Origin of the sequence: Pseudomonas lopnurensis, assembly GCF_015070855.1 — a bacterium.
Classification (GTDB): domain Bacteria; phylum Pseudomonadota; class Gammaproteobacteria; order Pseudomonadales; family Pseudomonadaceae; genus Stutzerimonas; species Stutzerimonas lopnurensis.
This window is the reverse complement of record NZ_JADDIX010000068.1, coordinates 1-15,502: the sequence shown is the minus strand read 5'-3', so window position 1 is coordinate 15,502 and position 15,502 is coordinate 1. Positions and strand designations below refer to the sequence as shown.

The window sequence follows — 15,502 nt, the reverse complement described above, 5'->3', positions numbered from 1 at the left end:
GCTTGCAGCTTGCAGCTTGCAGCTTGCAGCTTGCAGCTTGCAGCTTGCTGTCTGGCTCGTCCGGCCGCCGGTCTCTACCCTTATGTTTTAGCCCGAACCCGCGTATAATCCGCGGGTTTACTTGTTTGCTTTAACCCATCAGTCCTGGAGTCCTACATGGCCCTGCAACGCACCTTCTCCATCATCAAGCCCGACGCTGTCGCCAAGAACGTGATCGGCGAAATCACCACCCGTTTCGAGAAGGCCGGCCTGCGCGTCGTCGCTTCCAAGATGGTCCAGCTGTCCGAGCGTGAAGCCGCCGGTTTCTACGCCGAGCATAGCGAGCGCGGCTTCTTCAAGGATCTGGTCGCGTTCATGACCTCCGGCCCGGTCATCGTCCAGGTCCTGGAAGGTGAAGATGCCATCGCCAAGAACCGCGAGCTGATGGGCGCCACCAACCCGAAGGAAGCCGCAGCGGGCACCATCCGCGCCGATTTCGCCGTTTCCATCGACGAGAACGCCGTGCACGGTTCCGACTCCGAAGCCTCCGCTGCTCGTGAAATCGCCTACTTCTTCGCGGCCACCGAAGTGTGCGCGCGCATTCGCTGAGTGAGCGAAGGTGAATCCGATGATTGTCACGACCGGTAAAGTCAATCTGCTGGGCCTGACCCAGCCGCAACTGGAAAGCTTCTTCGAGTCCATCGGGGAAAAGCGTTTTCGTGCCGGTCAGGTCATGAAGTGGATTCACCACTTCGGCATCGATGACTTCGATGCCATGAGCAATCTCGGCAAGGCCCTGCGCGAAAAGCTCAAGGCCTGCGCCGAGATTCGCGGCCCGGAAATCGTCAGCGAGGACATTTCCAGCGACGGCACGCGCAAGTGGGTGGTTCGCGTCGCCTCGGGCAGTTGTGTCGAAACGGTGTACATCCCGCAGGGCGGGCGCGGTACGCTGTGCGTTTCCTCCCAGGCCGGCTGTGCCCTGGACTGCAGTTTCTGCTCCACCGGCAAGCAAGGCTTCAACAGCAACCTCACCGCCGCCGAGGTGATCGGCCAGGTGTGGATTGCGAACAAATCATTCGGCAGCGTCCCGGCGAAGATCGATCGCGCCATCACCAACGTGGTGATGATGGGGATGGGCGAGCCGCTGCTCAATTTCGACAACGTCGTCGCCGCCATGCACATCATGATGGACGACCTCGGTTACGGCATTTCCAAGCGCAAGGTGACGCTGTCGACCTCCGGCGTGGTGCCGATGATCGACGAGCTGGCCAAGGTCATCGACGTCTCCCTGGCGCTGTCGCTGCACGCGCCCAACGACGAGCTGCGCGACCAGTTGGTGCCGATCAACAAGAAGTACCCGTTGGACATGCTGTTGGCCGCCTGCCAGCGCTACGTCTCGCGGCTGGGCGAAAAGCGTGTGCTGACCATCGAGTACACCCTGCTCAAGGGCATCAACGACCAGCCCGAGCATGCCGAGCAGATGATCGCACTGCTGGCGGACATCCCCTGCAAGATCAATCTGATTCCGTTCAATCCCTTCCCTCATTCCGGATATGAGCGGCCGAGCAATAATGCCATCCGCCGTTTCCAGGACATCCTGCACAAAGGCGGGCACAATGTGACGGTGCGTACCACCCGCGGCGAAGACATCGACGCGGCTTGTGGTCAGCTGGTCGGCCAGGTCATGGACCGCACGCGTCGAAGCGAGAGATACATCGCTGTGCGTGAGCTGCAGGGCGGGCCAGGTGCGACGCATATTGCTTCGAACCGATCCTGAGGGGGATGCTGATGAACGTGCGCGCTGCGCTGCTGCTTCTATTGACCGGCCTGTTGGCCGGTTGTGTGTCTTCTGGATCCGTCGATCCGCTGAAAACCGATGAAGGCCGGCAACAGGCCCGTGATGCCTATATCCAGCTCGGTATCGGCTACCTGCAGCAGGGTACCGCGTCGCGCGCCAAGACGCCGTTGCGCAAGGCGCTCGAGCTCGATCCGCGCAGTGCCGATGCGCATGCCGCTTTGGCACTGGTATTCCAGACCGAGATGGAAAACGACCTGGCCGACAAGCATTACCGCGAGGCGCTTTCCAGCCGACGCGATGCCCGTATCCTCAACAACTATGGCAGCTTCCTGTTCGAGCAGAAGCGCTACCAGGAAGCGCTGGAGCGCTTCAGCCAGGCCGCCGAAGACAACCTCTACCCCGAGCGTGCACGGGTTTTCCAGAATCTGGGCATGACGGCGCTGAAGCTGGGACAGCGTGAAGAGGCCGAGCGTTATTTCACTCGTGCGCTGCGCCTGGACGGTCGCCAGCCACGGGCGCTGCTGGAGCTGGCGCTCATGTCCTACGACGACAAGCAGTACGTCCCGGCCAAGCGCTACTACGACAGCTTCAGCCAGTTCTCCGAACAGAGCGCGCGTAGCCTGTTGCTCGGTATCCGACTGGCCAATATCCATCAGGACCGTGATACGGCGGCCAGCCTCGGGCTCCAGCTGAGGCGGCTGTATCCGGGTACGGATGAGTACAAGCAATTTCTTTCGGAGCAACGATGACCGCGCCGCACCCAGAATCCGCTGCACCGATGGGCACCAATCCCGGCGAGACGCTGCGCAGCGCTCGCGAAGGCAAGGGCTGGACCTTGCCGGCGGTGGCCCAGCAGTTGAACCTCACCGAACGTGCCCTGGCTCGTATCGAGGCCGGGGATTTCAGCCAGTTGCCGGGGCATACCTTCGCCCGTGGCTATGTGCGGGCCTACGCCAAGCTGCTGGGGCTTGACCAGAACAGGCTGGTTCAGGAATTCGACCAGCACACCGGCACCAACGCCTCGGGCAGCAGCGTCAACAGCCTGGGTCGTATCGAGGAGCCCGGACGGTTGTCGCGCAACGTCATGCGCTTGTTCGGTTTCGCCTTGCTGCTGGTGCTGGCCGGTGCCGCCTTCTATTGGTGGCAGGAGCGTGCGGCGCGCGAGGAGTCGGCGCCTGCCGTCAGCGCGCTGGAGCGCATCGAAGTGGAAAGCGTCGACGGCACCACGCAGATCCACATGCTCGACCGTGCAGCAGAGTCGGTGCCGGCCGAAGAGGATTCGGTGCCGGTCGCCGATGAACCGGCTACTGCCGCGCCGCAGGCGCCCGCCGAGCCTGCCGGGACCGCTGCGCCGGCCGATGCTGCGGCCGAACCCGCTGTCGAAGCGCCGGCCGAAGTCACGCCTGCGCAGCCCGCGCAAACGCCCGCCGAGAGTGCCTCGGCGAGCGCCGCGGCGNGCGTCCGGCGAAGCGCGTCTGGATCTGCGCTTCACCGCCGATTGCTGGACCCGGGTGACCGACGCCGACGGCCGCGTGCTGTACAGCGCATTGGCCAGGGCCGGCAGCAGCACCACCGTCAGCGGCAAGGCGCCGCTGGACATTCATCTGGGCTATGCCCGTGGTGCGCAGGTCAGTTACAACGGCGAGGCCGTGAACCTCGCCTCACACATGCGCGGCGAGACGGCGCGCTTCAAGCTCGGACAGTAGGCTGATCATGCATTCCGAATCTCCTATCAAGCGCCGCCAGTCCCGCAAGATCTGGGTGGGCAGCGTTCCGGTCGGCGGCGATGCGCCGATTTCCGTGCAGAGCATGACCAATACCGAAACCTGCGACGTCGAGGCGACGGTCGGCCAGATCCAGCGCCTGGCGAACGCCGGCGCCGATATCGTGAGGGTTTCGGTTCCCTCCATGGAGGCTGCCGAGGCCTTTGGCCGAATCAAACAGCGCGTTCAGCTGCCGCTGGTTGCCGATATCCACTTCGACTACCAGATCGCCCTGCGGGTGGCCGAACTCGGTGTCGATTGCCTGCGCATCAATCCGGGCAATATCGGCCGCGAGGATCGCGTTCGCGCGGTGGTCGATGCCGCACGCGACAAGGGCATCCCGATCCGCATCGGGGTCAACGCCGGTTCCCTGGAAAAGGACCTGCAGAAGAAATACGGCGAGCCCACCCCGCAGGCGCTGGTGGAATCCGCGTTGCGCCACGTCGAGCACCTCGATCGACTGGATTTCCAGGACTTCAAGGTCAGCGTGAAGGCTTCCGACGTGTTCATGGCGGTCGAGGCCTACCGTCTGCTGGCCGGCCAGATCGTGCAGCCGCTGCACCTGGGCATCACCGAGGCCGGTGGCCTGCGCTCGGGCACGGTGAAGTCGGCGGTCGGGCTGGGCATGCTGCTGGCCGACGGCATCGGCGACACCATCCGCGTGTCGCTGGCCGCCGACCCGGTGGAAGAGATCAAGGTCGGCTTCGACATTCTCAAGTCGCTGCGCCTGCGCTCGCGCGGAATCAACTTCATCGCCTGCCCGAGCTGCTCGCGGCAGAACTTCGATGTGGTCAAGACCATGAACGAGCTGGAAACCCGGGTGGAAGACCTGCTGGTGCCGATGGACGTCGCGGTGATCGGCTGCGTGGTCAACGGGCCGGGCGAAGCCAAGGAGGCGCATATCGGCCTCACCGGCGGCAGCCCGAACAATCTCGTCTACATCGACGGCAAGCCGGCGCAGAAACTGAACAACGACAACCTGGTCGATGAGCTGGAACAGCTGATCCGGCGCAAGGCCGCCGAGAAGGTCGCGGCCGACGCGGCGCTGATCGCGCGCAGTTGATTTTTAAGGAATCCCATTGAGCAAGTCCCTGCAAGCCATCCGTGGCATGAACGACATCCTGCCGGCGCAGACGCCGACCTGGCGCTACCTGGAAAGCACCTTCGCGCAACTGCTCGACAGCTACGGCTACAGCGAGATCCGCCTGCCGATCCTCGAATTCACCGACCTGTTCGCCCGCGGTATCGGCGAAGGCACCGACGTGGTGGACAAGGAGATGTACACCTTCCTCGATCGCAACGAGGAGTCCCTGACCCTGCGTCCCGAAGGCACCGCCGGCTGCGTGCGGGCCGTGCTCGAACACGGGCTGACCGGGGGCGGCCAGGTGCAGAAGCTCTGGTACACCGGGCCGATGTTCCGCTACGAGAAGCCGCAGAAGGGTCGCTACCGGCAGTTCCACCAGATCGGTGTGGAAGTCTTCAACCAGCCCGGCCCGGATATCGATGCCGAGCTGATCGTGCTCACGGCGCGGCTGTGGAAGCAGCTCGGCATGGCCGACGCGGTGACCCTGCAGCTCAACAGCCTGGGCTCCAGCGAGGCGCGTGCGCGCTACCGCGACGCGCTGGTGGCCTACCTGCAGCAGCGCTTCGAGCAGCTCGACGAAGACAGCCAGCGCCGCCTGACCACCAATCCGCTGCGCATTCTCGACAGCAAGAACGCCCAGACCCAGGCACTGCTGGCCGATGCGCCGACCCTGCACGACTATCTCGACGAGGAGTCGCGTGCGCATTTCGAAGGCCTCAAGGCCCGCCTGGATGCGGTCGGCATCGCCTACCAGATCAACCCCAAGCTGGTGCGTGGGCTGGATTACTACGGCCGCACGGTGTTCGAGTGGGTGACCGACAGGCTCGGCGCGCAGGGCACCGTCTGTGCCGGTGGCCGCTACGACGGGCTGATCAGCCAGTTCGGCGGCAAGCCGACGCCGGGCGTCGGTTTCGCCATGGGCGTCGAGCGCCTGGTGCTGCTGCTGGAAACCCTCGAACGGGTTCCGCAGGAACTGAACCCTGCCCCTCACGCCTATATCTGCGCGTTCGGCGAGGCGGCCGAACGGGCGGCGCTGGCGCTGGCCGAGCGTCTGCGCGATGCCTTGCCGGGGCTGCGTCTGTTGGTCAATGCCGGTGGCGGCAGCTTCAAGAGCCAGTTCAAGAAGGCCGACAAGAGCGGCGCACGCTTCGCGCTGATTCTGGGTGAGGACGAACTGGCCGGGCGCGTGGTAGGTTGCAAGCCGCTGCGCGACGACAGCGAACAACAAAGCATTGCCTGGGATGCTCTGCCCGAGCGTCTGGCTGCCTGCCTCGAGCAGGTCTGAGACTAAGCGAATGAAAGGAGTGACCGTGTGACCTCGGGTACCGAAGATGAACAACTGGCGCAAATCAAGGACTGGTGGCAGCGCAATGGCAAGCCGCTGCTGCTGGGTGGCGTGGTCGCCCTGGTCGTGGTGTTCGGCTGGCAGTTCTGGCAGAAGCATCAGCTCAACCAGGCGCAGGGCGCCTCGGTGGTCTATCAGCAACTGCTGACCGCCGCGCTGGATGGCGCCGAAGTCGACGCCGCGGAAGTGTCGCGCCTGGGCAACCTGCTGAAGAAGGACTTCGCCGGCACCCATTATGCCCAGTACGGCAGCCTGTTCGTCGCCAAGGTCGCGGTCGAATCCGGACGCCTGGACGAAGCCGCCAGCGAGCTCCGTGCGGTCGTCGACAAGCCCGCCGACAAGACCCTCGACGAGCTGGCTCGCCAGCGCCTGGCGCGCGTGCTGGCTGCCCAGGACAAGACCGAGGAAGCACTCAAGCTGCTGGACGGCGAGGCGGACAAGGCATTCGTCGCCAGCCGTGAAGAGCTGCGGGGCGATCTGCTGGTACTGCTCGGCCGCGAGGACGAAGCCCATGCCGCCTACAGCAAGGCCAAGGAGTCGCTGTCCCAGGACGCGGCCATTGGCGGTCTGCAATTGAAACTGGATGACCTGGCCCGAGGGGAGGCGTAATCGATGCGCTGGAAGATTGCCGCACTGCTGACCCTGGCCGTACTGGCCGCGGGCTGCAGCAGTAACGATACGAAGGAACCCGGTCCGGCCGAGCTGACCAAGTTCGACGCGGAGATTTCCTTGAAGAAGGAGTGGAGCCGCTCCATCGGCGAAGGCCAGGGCGAGACCTACAACCTGTTGACGCCGGTGGTCTATGGCGACCAGATCTACGCCGCCGATGTCGAGGGCCTGGTGGTTTCCATGGACCGGCTGACCGGCAAGGTCAACTGGAAGAAGAAGCTGGACGTGCCGGTTTCCGGTGCGGTCGGTGCCGGCTACGGCCTGATTCTGGTCGGCACCCTGCGCGGTGAAGTCCTGGCGTTGGACGTCAGCAGCGGCGAAGAGCGCTGGCGCAGCCAGGTCAGCAGTGAAGTGCTGGCCGCCCCGGCCGTCAACGGCGACATCGTCCTGGTGCAGACCCAGGACGACCGTCTGATCGCCCTGGAAATCGATACCGGCGCGCAGCGCTGGAGCTACGAGAGCTCGCCCGCGGTGCTGACCCTGCGCGGCACCGGCGCTCCGCTGCTGACCAATCAGCTGGCGATCGCCGGCCTGTCCAGCGGCAAGGTAGTCGCGCTGGATACCCGTCGCGGCCTACCGGTCTGGGAACAGCGGGTGGCGATCCCGCAGGGCCGTTCCGAACTGGAACGGGTGGTGGATATCGACGGTGGCCTGCTGCTTTCCGGCGGCACGCTCTACGTCGCCACCTACCAGGGCCGCGCCGCGGCGCTGGAACTGGAAAGCGGCCGTGTGCTCTGGCAGCGCGACGCCTCCAGTTATGCCGGTGTGGCGCTGGGTTATGGCAGCGTCTACCTGAGCCTGGCCGACGGTACGGTCGAAGGTATCGACGAGCGCTCCACCACGGCGCTGTGGCGCAACGAATCACTGGCCCGTCGGCAGCTTTCGGCTCCCGCGGTGCTGTCCAGCTATGTGGTGGTCGGTGACGTCGAAGGCTATCTGCATCTGCTGAGCCAGGTCGATGGCCGTTTCGTCGCGCGCGAGCGTATCGACAGCGCCGGTGTGCGCGCTCGTCCGGTGGTCGAGGGCGATTGGCTCTACGCTTATGGCAACGACGGCAAGCTGGTCGCACTGACGATTCGTCAGGCCGACTGAGCGTTCGTTGAGTCCGCGGCTCCGCCTGGCGGAGCCTTGAATATTCGGCCGCTGCCTTGCAGCGGCCTTCGTGTTTTCTGAAATATCGCAGTGGAGAGCCGCATGGTTCCCGTAATCGCCCTGGTGGGCCGCCCGAACGTCGGCAAGTCCACCCTGTTCAATCGCCTGACCAAGAGCCGCGATGCCATCGTCGCCGAGTACGCCGGGCTGACCCGCGATCGCCAGTATGGCGAGGCCAAGTGGCAAGGGCGTACCTATATCGTGATCGATACCGGCGGTATCTCCGGTGACGAGGAGGGTATCGACGCGAAGATGGCCGAGCAGTCGCTGCAGGCCATCGAAGAGGCCGATGCGGTGCTGTTCATGGTCGATTCACGCGCCGGGTTGACCGCGGCCGACCAGATGATCGGCGAACACCTGCGCAAGCGGAACAAGCGCTGCTTCCTGGTGGCGAACAAGGTCGACAGCGTCGATCCGGACATCGCCCGCGCCGAATTCAGCCCGTTGGCCCTGGGCGATGCGCTGCCGATCGCGGCCGCCCATGGTCGTGGCATCAGCCATATGCTCGAGCAAGCGCTGGGAGTCTTCCCCCGGGACGACGCGGAGGAAGCCGAAGGCGTCGTCGAGGGGGCGCTCGCCGAGGGCGAGGAGGTCGTGGCTGAAGGCCAGGAGCCGAAGCGGATTCCCGGACCGAGCGAGAAGGATGGCATCAAGATCGCCATCATCGGTCGACCCAACGTCGGCAAGTCGACGCTGGTCAACCGCATGCTCGGCGAGGAGCGGGTCATCGTCTACGACCAGGCCGGCACCACCCGCGACAGCATCTACATCCCCTTCGAGCGCGACGAGGAGAAGTACACGTTGATCGACACCGCCGGCGTGCGCCGCCGCGGCAAGATCTTCGAGGCGGTGGAAAAGTTCTCGGTGGTCAAGACGCTGCAGGCGATCCAGGACGCCAACGTGGTGATCTTCGTCATGGATGCCCGCGAGGGCGTGGTCGAGCACGACCTCAACCTGCTCGGCTTCGTGCTGGAAACCGGGCGCGCGCTGGTCATTGCGCTGAACAAGTGGGACGGCATGGAGCCGGGCGAGAAGGACTATGTGAAGAAAGAGCTGGAGCGCCGGCTGTTCTTCGTCGATTTCGCCGATATCCACTTCATCTCGGCCAAGCACGGCACCGGCGTCGGCCATCTGTACAAGTCGGTGCAGGCCTCGTTCCAGTCGGCGGTGACCCGCTGGCCGACCAGCCGCCTGACGCAGATCCTCGAGGACGCGGTACAGGAACACCAGCCACCGATGGTCAACGGCCGGCGCATCAAGCTGCGCTATGCCCACCTCGGCGGCGCCAACCCGCCGCTGATCGTGATCCACGGCAACCAGATGGACGCGGTGCCCAAGTCCTATACGCGCTACCTGGAGAACACCTACCGGCGCGTGCTGAAACTGGTCGGCACGCCGATCCGCATCGAGTACAAGGGCGGCGACAACCCTTACGAGGGCCGCAAGAACACCCTGACCGATCGCCAGGTGAACAAGAAGCGCCGCCTCATGTCGCACCACAAGAAAGCCGAGAAGAAGCGCCGCGACAAGAAGCGCTGAGAGCCCTTGTAGGAGCAGGCCATGCCTGCGAACAGGGCCCACACATCAGTATGGCTGCTCTTTTCGCGGACATGGGCTCGACGTCCCGACCGCTCTCATCAAACATAAAATAACACTTTGTTTTTATTGGATAAATTTTAGAGCCTTGCCCACCCGCCTGCTAGGCATGAACGCGGATTATCCTTCTGTCCCACCGTAGGAGCCCGCTTGCGGGCGATCGGCCGCAACGCCGATGATCGCCGGCAAGGACTCGGCGTCCCCCCGGGCTCCTACGGGCGCGGTGTGCACATGCGGCTTTCTCGGAGCTGCACCCCGTTTGCTGCGCGACAGCGCTGCGACGAAGACGCAGAGGCGCCTCCTACGATGGTCAGCGCGATGTGCAAGCCTGGAACGGCAACAGCCCCTAGGCTGCGCTAGGTTCTCAGCCTTCCTCATCGAGCGACTGATCCATATCCAGGGCCGGTCGCGCGTGCCGCGGCTTGCCGGCCTGGCGCGCCGGGTTGCCGACCACGGTGGTGTGTGGCGGGACCGGGTGCAGCACGATGCTGCCGGCCCCGACCTTGGCACCCTCGCCGATTTCGATGTTGCCGAGGATCTTCGCCCCCGCGCCGATCATCACCCCGCTGCGCACCTTCGGGTGGCGGTCGCCGCTTTCCTTGCCGGTCCCGCCCAGGGTGACGCCCTGCAGAATGGACACATCGTCGCCCACCTCGGCCGTTTCACCGATGACGATGCCGGTGCCGTGGTCGAGCATGATGCCGCTGCCGATCCGGCTGGCGGGATTGATGTCGATGCCCAGGCGTTCGTTGCTGCGCGCCTGGATGAACATCGCCAGCAGCCGCTCGCCCTCTCGCTGCAGGCGGTGCCCGATACGGTAGGCCTGCAGCGCGAGGAAGCCCTTGGAGAACAGCAGCACCTCCAGCGCCGTGTCGAAGGCCGGGTCGCGGCTGACGATCGCCTGCAGGTCGCGCCAGGCCGATTCGGCCAGTGCCGGGTCCTGCCGGTGAATGCCGGTGAAGCGCTCGGCCAGCGCCTGCCGCTGCTCGGCGGTGTCCGCCAGGGTCTGGCCGACCCGATGGGCGAGGGCGCAGCCGAAGTCCGGATGCTCGAGCACCGCCTGCCGGAAGAAGTCGGCCAGTGCCGGTTCGGTATCCAGAGCCCGTTGCGCCTGGGCGCGCAGGTCGTTCCAGGAAGAGCGGGCAGATTGAGTCTGCATGATGAATTCCTTGTAGTTATCGATCTGTGCCTTATCGGTGCAACTTTAGCAGGCCGGGGCCGCGCTCCTGCACCTGCTCGTATCGAGCGGCCGTGATCGGCTATCCTGTTCCACCCTGCCGCATCCCCGTCCGGCAGGCCTGTCGGAAGGCTGTCATGCTCATCAGTAAATTGCCCAATCTCGGCACGACCATCTTCACCACCATGTCCCAGCTGGCTGCGGATACCGGCGCACTCAACCTGTCCCAGGGGTTTCCCGATTTCGACGGCCCCGTCGCCCTGCGCGAGGCGTTGACGCGGCATGTCATGGCCGGGCACAACCAGTACGCGCCCATGACCGGCCTGCCCGCGCTGCGCGAGCGGGTCGCGGCCAAGGTGGCCGCGCTGTACGGTCGGCCGGTGGATGCGGCCAGCGAGGTGACGATCACCCCCGGCGCCACCCAGGCGATCTTCTGCGCGATCCAGGCCCTGATCCGGCCGGGCGACGAGGTCATCGTCTTCGATCCCTGCTACGACAGCTACGAGCCTTCGGTGCAGCTGGCCGGCGGCGTGTGCATCCACCAGCAGCTGAGCCTGCCGGATTTTCGCATCGACTGGCAGCGCCTGGCCGATGCGATCGGCCCACGTACGCGGATGATCGTTCTCAATACGCCGCACAACCCCAGCGGCGCGCTGATCGACGGCGCCGACCTGGATCGCCTCGCCGCGCTGATCCGCGAGCGCGACATCTACCTGCTCAGCGACGAGGTCTACGAGCATCTGGTCTTCGACGGCCGCGAGCACGCCAGCGTGCTGCGCCACGACGAGTTGTACCCGCGCGCCTTCGTCGTCAGCTCGTTCGGCAAGACCTACCACGTCACCGGCTGGAAGACCGGCTACGTGGTGGCGCCGCCGGCGCTCAGCGCCGAGCTGCGCAAGGTCCACCAGTACGTCAGCTTCACCGGCGTCACGCCGCTGCAGTGGGCGCTGGCCGACTTCATGGCCGAACACCCCGAACACATCGCCGAGTTGCCGGCCTTCTACCAGGCCAAGCGCGACCTGTTCTGCGACCTGCTGGGCGGCTCGCGCTTGCGCTTCGAGCGGGCCGCGGGGACCTACTTCCAGCTGGTCGATTATTCGGCCATCCGGCCGGATCTCGACGACGTGGCGATGGCCGAATGGTTGACGCGCGAGCACGGGGTGGCGAGCATTCCGATCTCGGTCTTCTATCAACAGGCGCCGGCGGATCTGCGGCTGGTGCGCTTCTGCTTTGCCAAACGGGAGGAGACGCTGCGTCAGGCGGCGGAACGACTATGCGCGATCTGAACGATTTGCCGGACCTCGAACTGGCCTTGGTACAGACCAGCCTGGTCTGGCAGGACGCGGCGGCCAACCGCGAGCGCTTCGCCGCGCTGCTGGAGCAGGCGCGCGGCGCCGATCTGATCATTCTTCCGGAAATGTTCACCACCGGTTTCTCCATGGATTCCGCCGCCCTGGCCGAGCCCGAGGAAGGGCCGAGTTACGCCTGGCTGCGCGAGCAGGCCGCCCGGCTGGGGGCGGTGGTGACCGGCAGCGTGATCATCGAGGCCGCCGATGGCAGCCACCGCAACCGCCTGCTGTGGGCGCGGCCGGATGGCGAGATGCTGCACTACGACAAGCGCCACCTGTTCCGCATGGCGGGCGAGCACAAGCACTACACGCCGGGACTGCAGCAGGCCCTGTTCGAGGTGAACGGCTGGCGCGTGCGGCCGCTGATCTGCTACGACCTGCGTTTCCCGGTCTGGAGCCGCGACCCCCACGGCACCGATCTGCTGCTCTACACGGCCAACTGGCCGGCCGCCCGGCGCGCTGCCTGGAACCGTCTGCTACCGGCCCGGGCCATCGAGAACCTGTGCTTCGTCGCGGCGGTCAACCGCGTCGGCGAGGACGGCAAGGGCTATCCCTACAGCGGCGACAGCCAGGTGCTGGATTTCAAGGGCGACGCCTTGCTGGAAGCCGGCGAGCGCGACGGGGTGTTCCGCTGCACGCTGAGGGCGCGTGATCTTGCCGCTTTCCGCGAGCGCTTCCCGGCCTACCACGACGGCGATGCGTTCGAACTGAAGGCTTGATGCCGCTCCAGTGGTTTCCGCACAGCTTCGTCGGCGGGCCTGCCAGTCGATATGGCGCTGGCGTCCAGCACGTGCGGTGGGTTGCAACCGCCCTGTATTCGCCGCGGTACGCGCAAACTGTGGAGCCTGGGGGCGCCCGGTCCTTGCTGGCGATCCTGCGCGGAGGGGTAGACATGGCATCTCCTGCAACAGCACGGCATGATGTGGCGGCCGCATTTCCACCAGCCGCGCCGATAGGCTATGGTCTGGTCATGCTGTCTGGTTCGGGAGTGGTTCGATGAAAACCCAGCTTCCCCTGTCCGATGTCTATGCCGTCCTCGAGCCCGGGCCGGTGCTGCTGCTCGGTACCGCGCAGGACGGCCGCGCCAACCTGATGACGATGTCCTGGCACTGCATGATGGAGTTCGAGCCGCCCTTGGTCGGCTGCGTGGTCAGCGCGGCGAACTACTCCTTCGCCGCGCTGCAGGCGACCGGCGAGTGTGTGCTCAACGTCCCCACCGACGACCTGGCCCGGCAGCTCGTGGGCTGCGGCAACAGCCACGGCGACGAAATCGACAAGTTCGCCCGCTTCGGCCTGAGCGCCGTTGCGTCCGCTCGGGTGGCAGTGCCGCGGGTGGAGGAGTGTTACGCGAATCTCGAATGCCGCGTGGCCGACCGGCAACTGGTCGGCAGCTACGACTTCTTCATTCTCGAGGTGCTGCAGGCCTGGCACGATCCCGCGGTAACGGCGCCGCGCACGTTGCACCACCGTGGCTACGGCCGGTTCATGCTGGCGGGAGAAGAGATCCAGCTGGACTCGGCGATGCGCTGACAAGCGCGGCACTCAGCGCCGCCGGCGTCTGTGCCACAGCCAGCCATAGACCAGCAGGTTGATCGCGACGACCACGGCTGCCAGCACGTACTGCAGCGGCAACGTCAGCCAGTGCGGATAGATGAGCGGCAGCAGGTAGTGCTCGATGAAACTGCCGCTGTAGCCGGCATCCCCGGCGCGGATACGCAGGACCTGTTCCCAGCCGGTGAGCGGACAGCTGCGGCTGGCCAATTGCACATAGATCGCCCAGCCCATCGCCAGCAGGTGGAACGGCAGCAGCCAGCGCCTGCGGGCCGCCAGCAACCCGCCGAACAGAGCGAACAGCACGAACCCCAGGTGCAGCACCAGCAGGGCGTCGGCGCCGAGCCGATAGATCACGGCGGTTACCGCGCGCCCGCGCCACGCTGCTCGAGCGCGGCGATCTGCCGGTCCTGCAGCCGGTCGAGACCGAGCGTCGCCAAGCCGGCGCCGAGCAGCGCGAGCAGCATGTCCGACTGCGTATCCCAGGGATCGCCCTGGGTGCCGAGGAAGTCGACGGAGCCGTCGCCGGCGAGCAACGCCACCCACCATTCGATCAGTTCGTAGAAGGCGCTGAACGCCAGGGCCACGCAGATCGCCAGGAAGTCGAGCATCGCCCCGCGGGCGAGATAGCGCCGGCGCAGCAGGATTTCCCGGGCGACCAGCATCGGCACCAGCCCCTGCATGAAATGGCCGAGCTTGTCGTAGGGATTGCGCTGCAGTTCGAACAGCTCCTGCACCCAGAAGCCCAGCGGTACGCGCGCGTAGGTGTAGGCGCCGCCGAGGATCAGCACCAGCGCGTGCATGGCGATCAGGACATGGAGCAGGCGGGTGAGGGGGAAACGCTGGTGAGTCAGCAGCAGGACCGGCGCAGCGATCAGCACCGGTGAGACCTCCAGCAGCCAGGTCGCACGATCATAGGGGGCGATGCCGGAAGCGATCAGGGCCAGCAGCACCACCAGCCCGAGCGTCGTATCGAGAATATTCTGCGGCATGCCGGCCCTGCCCAGTGTCATGCGGGCTTACAGCATGCCGCCCGGCAAGGGTGGCGGCAAGCAGCCAGCGCGCCGCAGGCGATCCTCAGCGGCCGGCGACGGATTTGTGTGGGCAACCGCGCAGGTCGACCTCGCCGACATGGAGATTGGCGTTGCCCTGTACGCAGGCGATGCTGCGGTTGCGCCATTGCTCCCATTCGCTGACCGGGTACTGGCGGTTCCAGATGTCGTACAACCGCTGGTCCTGCCTTGACAGGCGCAATCCGTAGCGCTCGCTCATGTACAGGTAGGTGCGGGCGATGGCGCCGCGGCTGTATTCGGGCGGCATCGCCGTGCGCTGCTTGAAGTTCACCACGAAGGGGCAGGCGCCATACTGGCTGGGCTTCTCGCTGAGCATGCCGAAGCCGAAGTTGCTGCGGTCGCCGTTCACCTCGCCGACCACCGGCACCAGGTTGTGCAGGTCGGCTTCGGCCCGGCTGAACAGCGGATCGTTGGCGGTGCAGTTCTTGCGCCCGCCCTGCTGCCAGCACTGGCGTTGATGCCCGATCACCCAGGCGGGGACGATATGCTCCCACTCGACCCGTTCGGCGCGCCTGGGCTGTTTGCGCGGGACATAGCCGCAACTGGCGAGATCGATGCGGTTGCCCTCGAAGCGGCAGCCGCAATAGAAGTCCACGGGGCGATCGGCATAGATCTGCCAGGCCAGCTTCTTCGCTTCGCGGAAGGTGCGCGGCGCCTCGGCGTGGACGCTGGAGGAAAACAGCAGGGCAAGCAGAACGAGGCTGAAGCGGCGCATGGGCATCTCGACGACTGACTGAGAAACGCATCCGTGCGCAGCCGCGCATGTTACCTGTCGATCAGGTAAAAATCATGAAAAACAATGGGTTAGTTGTTCGCTCAAGTGAAGTGGTGGATGGGGTGCGACGAGGCGAAAGGGCGCTGAGAGGGAGATGTCCGGCGCCTGATCGCCCCCTGTAGGAGACGCCTTCGCGCGTTCGACGCAGCGCAGTCGCGCAGCAAACAGGGTGCAGCCCCGAGAAAGCCGCA

The 15,502-nt window shown here is 65.5% G+C and carries 15 protein-coding genes and 1 pseudogene; 12 read left to right on the top strand and 4 right to left on the bottom strand.

Annotated features, from left to right (window positions below; genetic code table 11):
• Positions 1 to 156 precede the first annotated feature (156 nt).
• From ndk to der, 9 genes and pseudogenes are all read left to right on the top strand, one after another.
• Positions 157 to 588, top strand: a complete 432-nt coding sequence (gene ndk / locus IN820_RS13205; protein WP_003284654.1) for a nucleoside-diphosphate kinase — start codon at positions 157 to 159, stop codon at positions 586 to 588.
• A 19-nt stretch (positions 589 to 607) separates the two neighbouring features.
• On the top strand, positions 608 to 1,756 hold the full coding sequence (rlmN, locus tag IN820_RS13200; protein WP_193681397.1) for a 23S rRNA (adenine(2503)-C(2))-methyltransferase RlmN: 1,149 nt from the start codon (positions 608 to 610) through the stop codon (positions 1,754 to 1,756).
• Between the two features lie 11 nt (positions 1,757 to 1,767).
• Complete coding sequence (pilW, locus tag IN820_RS13195; protein WP_193681396.1) at positions 1,768 to 2,526, top strand: type IV pilus biogenesis/stability protein PilW; 759 nt, start codon at positions 1,768 to 1,770, stop codon at positions 2,524 to 2,526.
• Positions 2,523 to 3,483: pseudogene (locus IN820_RS13190) on the top strand (RodZ domain-containing protein). The gene pilW and the pseudogene IN820_RS13190 overlap by 4 nt, the downstream one beginning before the upstream one ends.
• Before the next feature lie 7 nt (positions 3,484 to 3,490).
• On the top strand, positions 3,491 to 4,603 hold the full coding sequence (gene ispG / locus IN820_RS13185) for a flavodoxin-dependent (E)-4-hydroxy-3-methylbut-2-enyl-diphosphate synthase (RefSeq protein ID WP_193681395.1): 1,113 nt from the start codon (positions 3,491 to 3,493) through the stop codon (positions 4,601 to 4,603).
• Between the two features lie 16 nt (positions 4,604 to 4,619).
• The gene (gene hisS / locus IN820_RS13180) at positions 4,620 to 5,909 is read left to right on the top strand and encodes a histidine--tRNA ligase (RefSeq protein ID WP_193681394.1); all 1,290 of its coding nucleotides are present in this window, start codon (positions 4,620 to 4,622) and stop codon (positions 5,907 to 5,909) included.
• Between the two features lie 27 nt (positions 5,910 to 5,936).
• Complete coding sequence (locus IN820_RS13175; protein WP_193681393.1) at positions 5,937 to 6,578, top strand: tetratricopeptide repeat protein; 642 nt, start codon at positions 5,937 to 5,939, stop codon at positions 6,576 to 6,578.
• Between the two features lie 3 nt (positions 6,579 to 6,581).
• Complete coding sequence (gene bamB / locus IN820_RS13170) at positions 6,582 to 7,730, top strand: outer membrane protein assembly factor BamB (RefSeq protein ID WP_193681392.1); 1,149 nt, start codon at positions 6,582 to 6,584, stop codon at positions 7,728 to 7,730.
• A 102-nt stretch (positions 7,731 to 7,832) separates the two neighbouring features.
• Entirely contained in the window at positions 7,833 to 9,329 is a 1,497-nt protein-coding gene (der, locus tag IN820_RS13165; RefSeq protein ID WP_193681391.1) for a ribosome biogenesis GTPase Der, read from the top strand.
• 421 nt (positions 9,330 to 9,750) lie between these two features.
• Here the strand turns inward: der and cysE are convergent, their stop codons facing one another.
• Positions 9,751 to 10,545: a serine O-acetyltransferase gene (gene cysE / locus IN820_RS13160; protein WP_193681390.1), complete on the bottom strand. Its 795-nt coding sequence runs from the start codon at positions 10,543 to 10,545 to the stop codon at positions 9,751 to 9,753.
• Positions 10,546 to 10,700: 155 nt separating this feature from the next.
• Between cysE and IN820_RS13155 the strand changes: the two genes are divergently transcribed.
• From IN820_RS13155 to IN820_RS13145, 3 genes are all read left to right on the top strand, one after another.
• Complete coding sequence (locus tag IN820_RS13155; protein WP_193681389.1) at positions 10,701 to 11,849, top strand: pyridoxal phosphate-dependent aminotransferase; 1,149 nt, start codon at positions 10,701 to 10,703, stop codon at positions 11,847 to 11,849.
• Entirely contained in the window at positions 11,837 to 12,631 is a 795-nt protein-coding gene (locus IN820_RS13150; protein WP_193681388.1) for an amidohydrolase, read from the top strand. Before IN820_RS13155 ends, IN820_RS13150 begins: the two co-directional genes overlap by 13 nt.
• Before the next feature lie 277 nt (positions 12,632 to 12,908).
• On the top strand, positions 12,909 to 13,442 hold the full coding sequence (locus IN820_RS13145) for a flavin reductase family protein (protein ID WP_193681387.1): 534 nt from the start codon (positions 12,909 to 12,911) through the stop codon (positions 13,440 to 13,442).
• Between the two features lie 12 nt (positions 13,443 to 13,454).
• Here IN820_RS13145 and IN820_RS13140 read toward each other — a convergent pair whose 3' ends face one another.
• The 3 genes from IN820_RS13140 to IN820_RS13130 all read right to left on the bottom strand — a co-directional run bounded on the left by IN820_RS13140 (position 13,455) and on the right by IN820_RS13130 (position 15,251).
• A complete protein-coding gene (locus IN820_RS13140; protein WP_193681386.1) occupies positions 13,455 to 13,820 on the bottom strand; it encodes a DUF2784 domain-containing protein in 366 nt (121 codons plus the stop codon).
• A 5-nt stretch (positions 13,821 to 13,825) separates the two neighbouring features.
• On the bottom strand, positions 13,826 to 14,455 hold the full coding sequence (locus IN820_RS13135) for a DUF2238 domain-containing protein (RefSeq protein WP_193681385.1): 630 nt from the start codon (positions 14,453 to 14,455) through the stop codon (positions 13,826 to 13,828).
• A gap of 85 nt (positions 14,456 to 14,540) precedes the next feature.
• Positions 14,541 to 15,251: an endonuclease gene (locus IN820_RS13130; protein ID WP_193681384.1), complete on the bottom strand. Its 711-nt coding sequence runs from the start codon at positions 15,249 to 15,251 to the stop codon at positions 14,541 to 14,543.
• Positions 15,252 to 15,502: the final 251 nt, after the last annotated feature.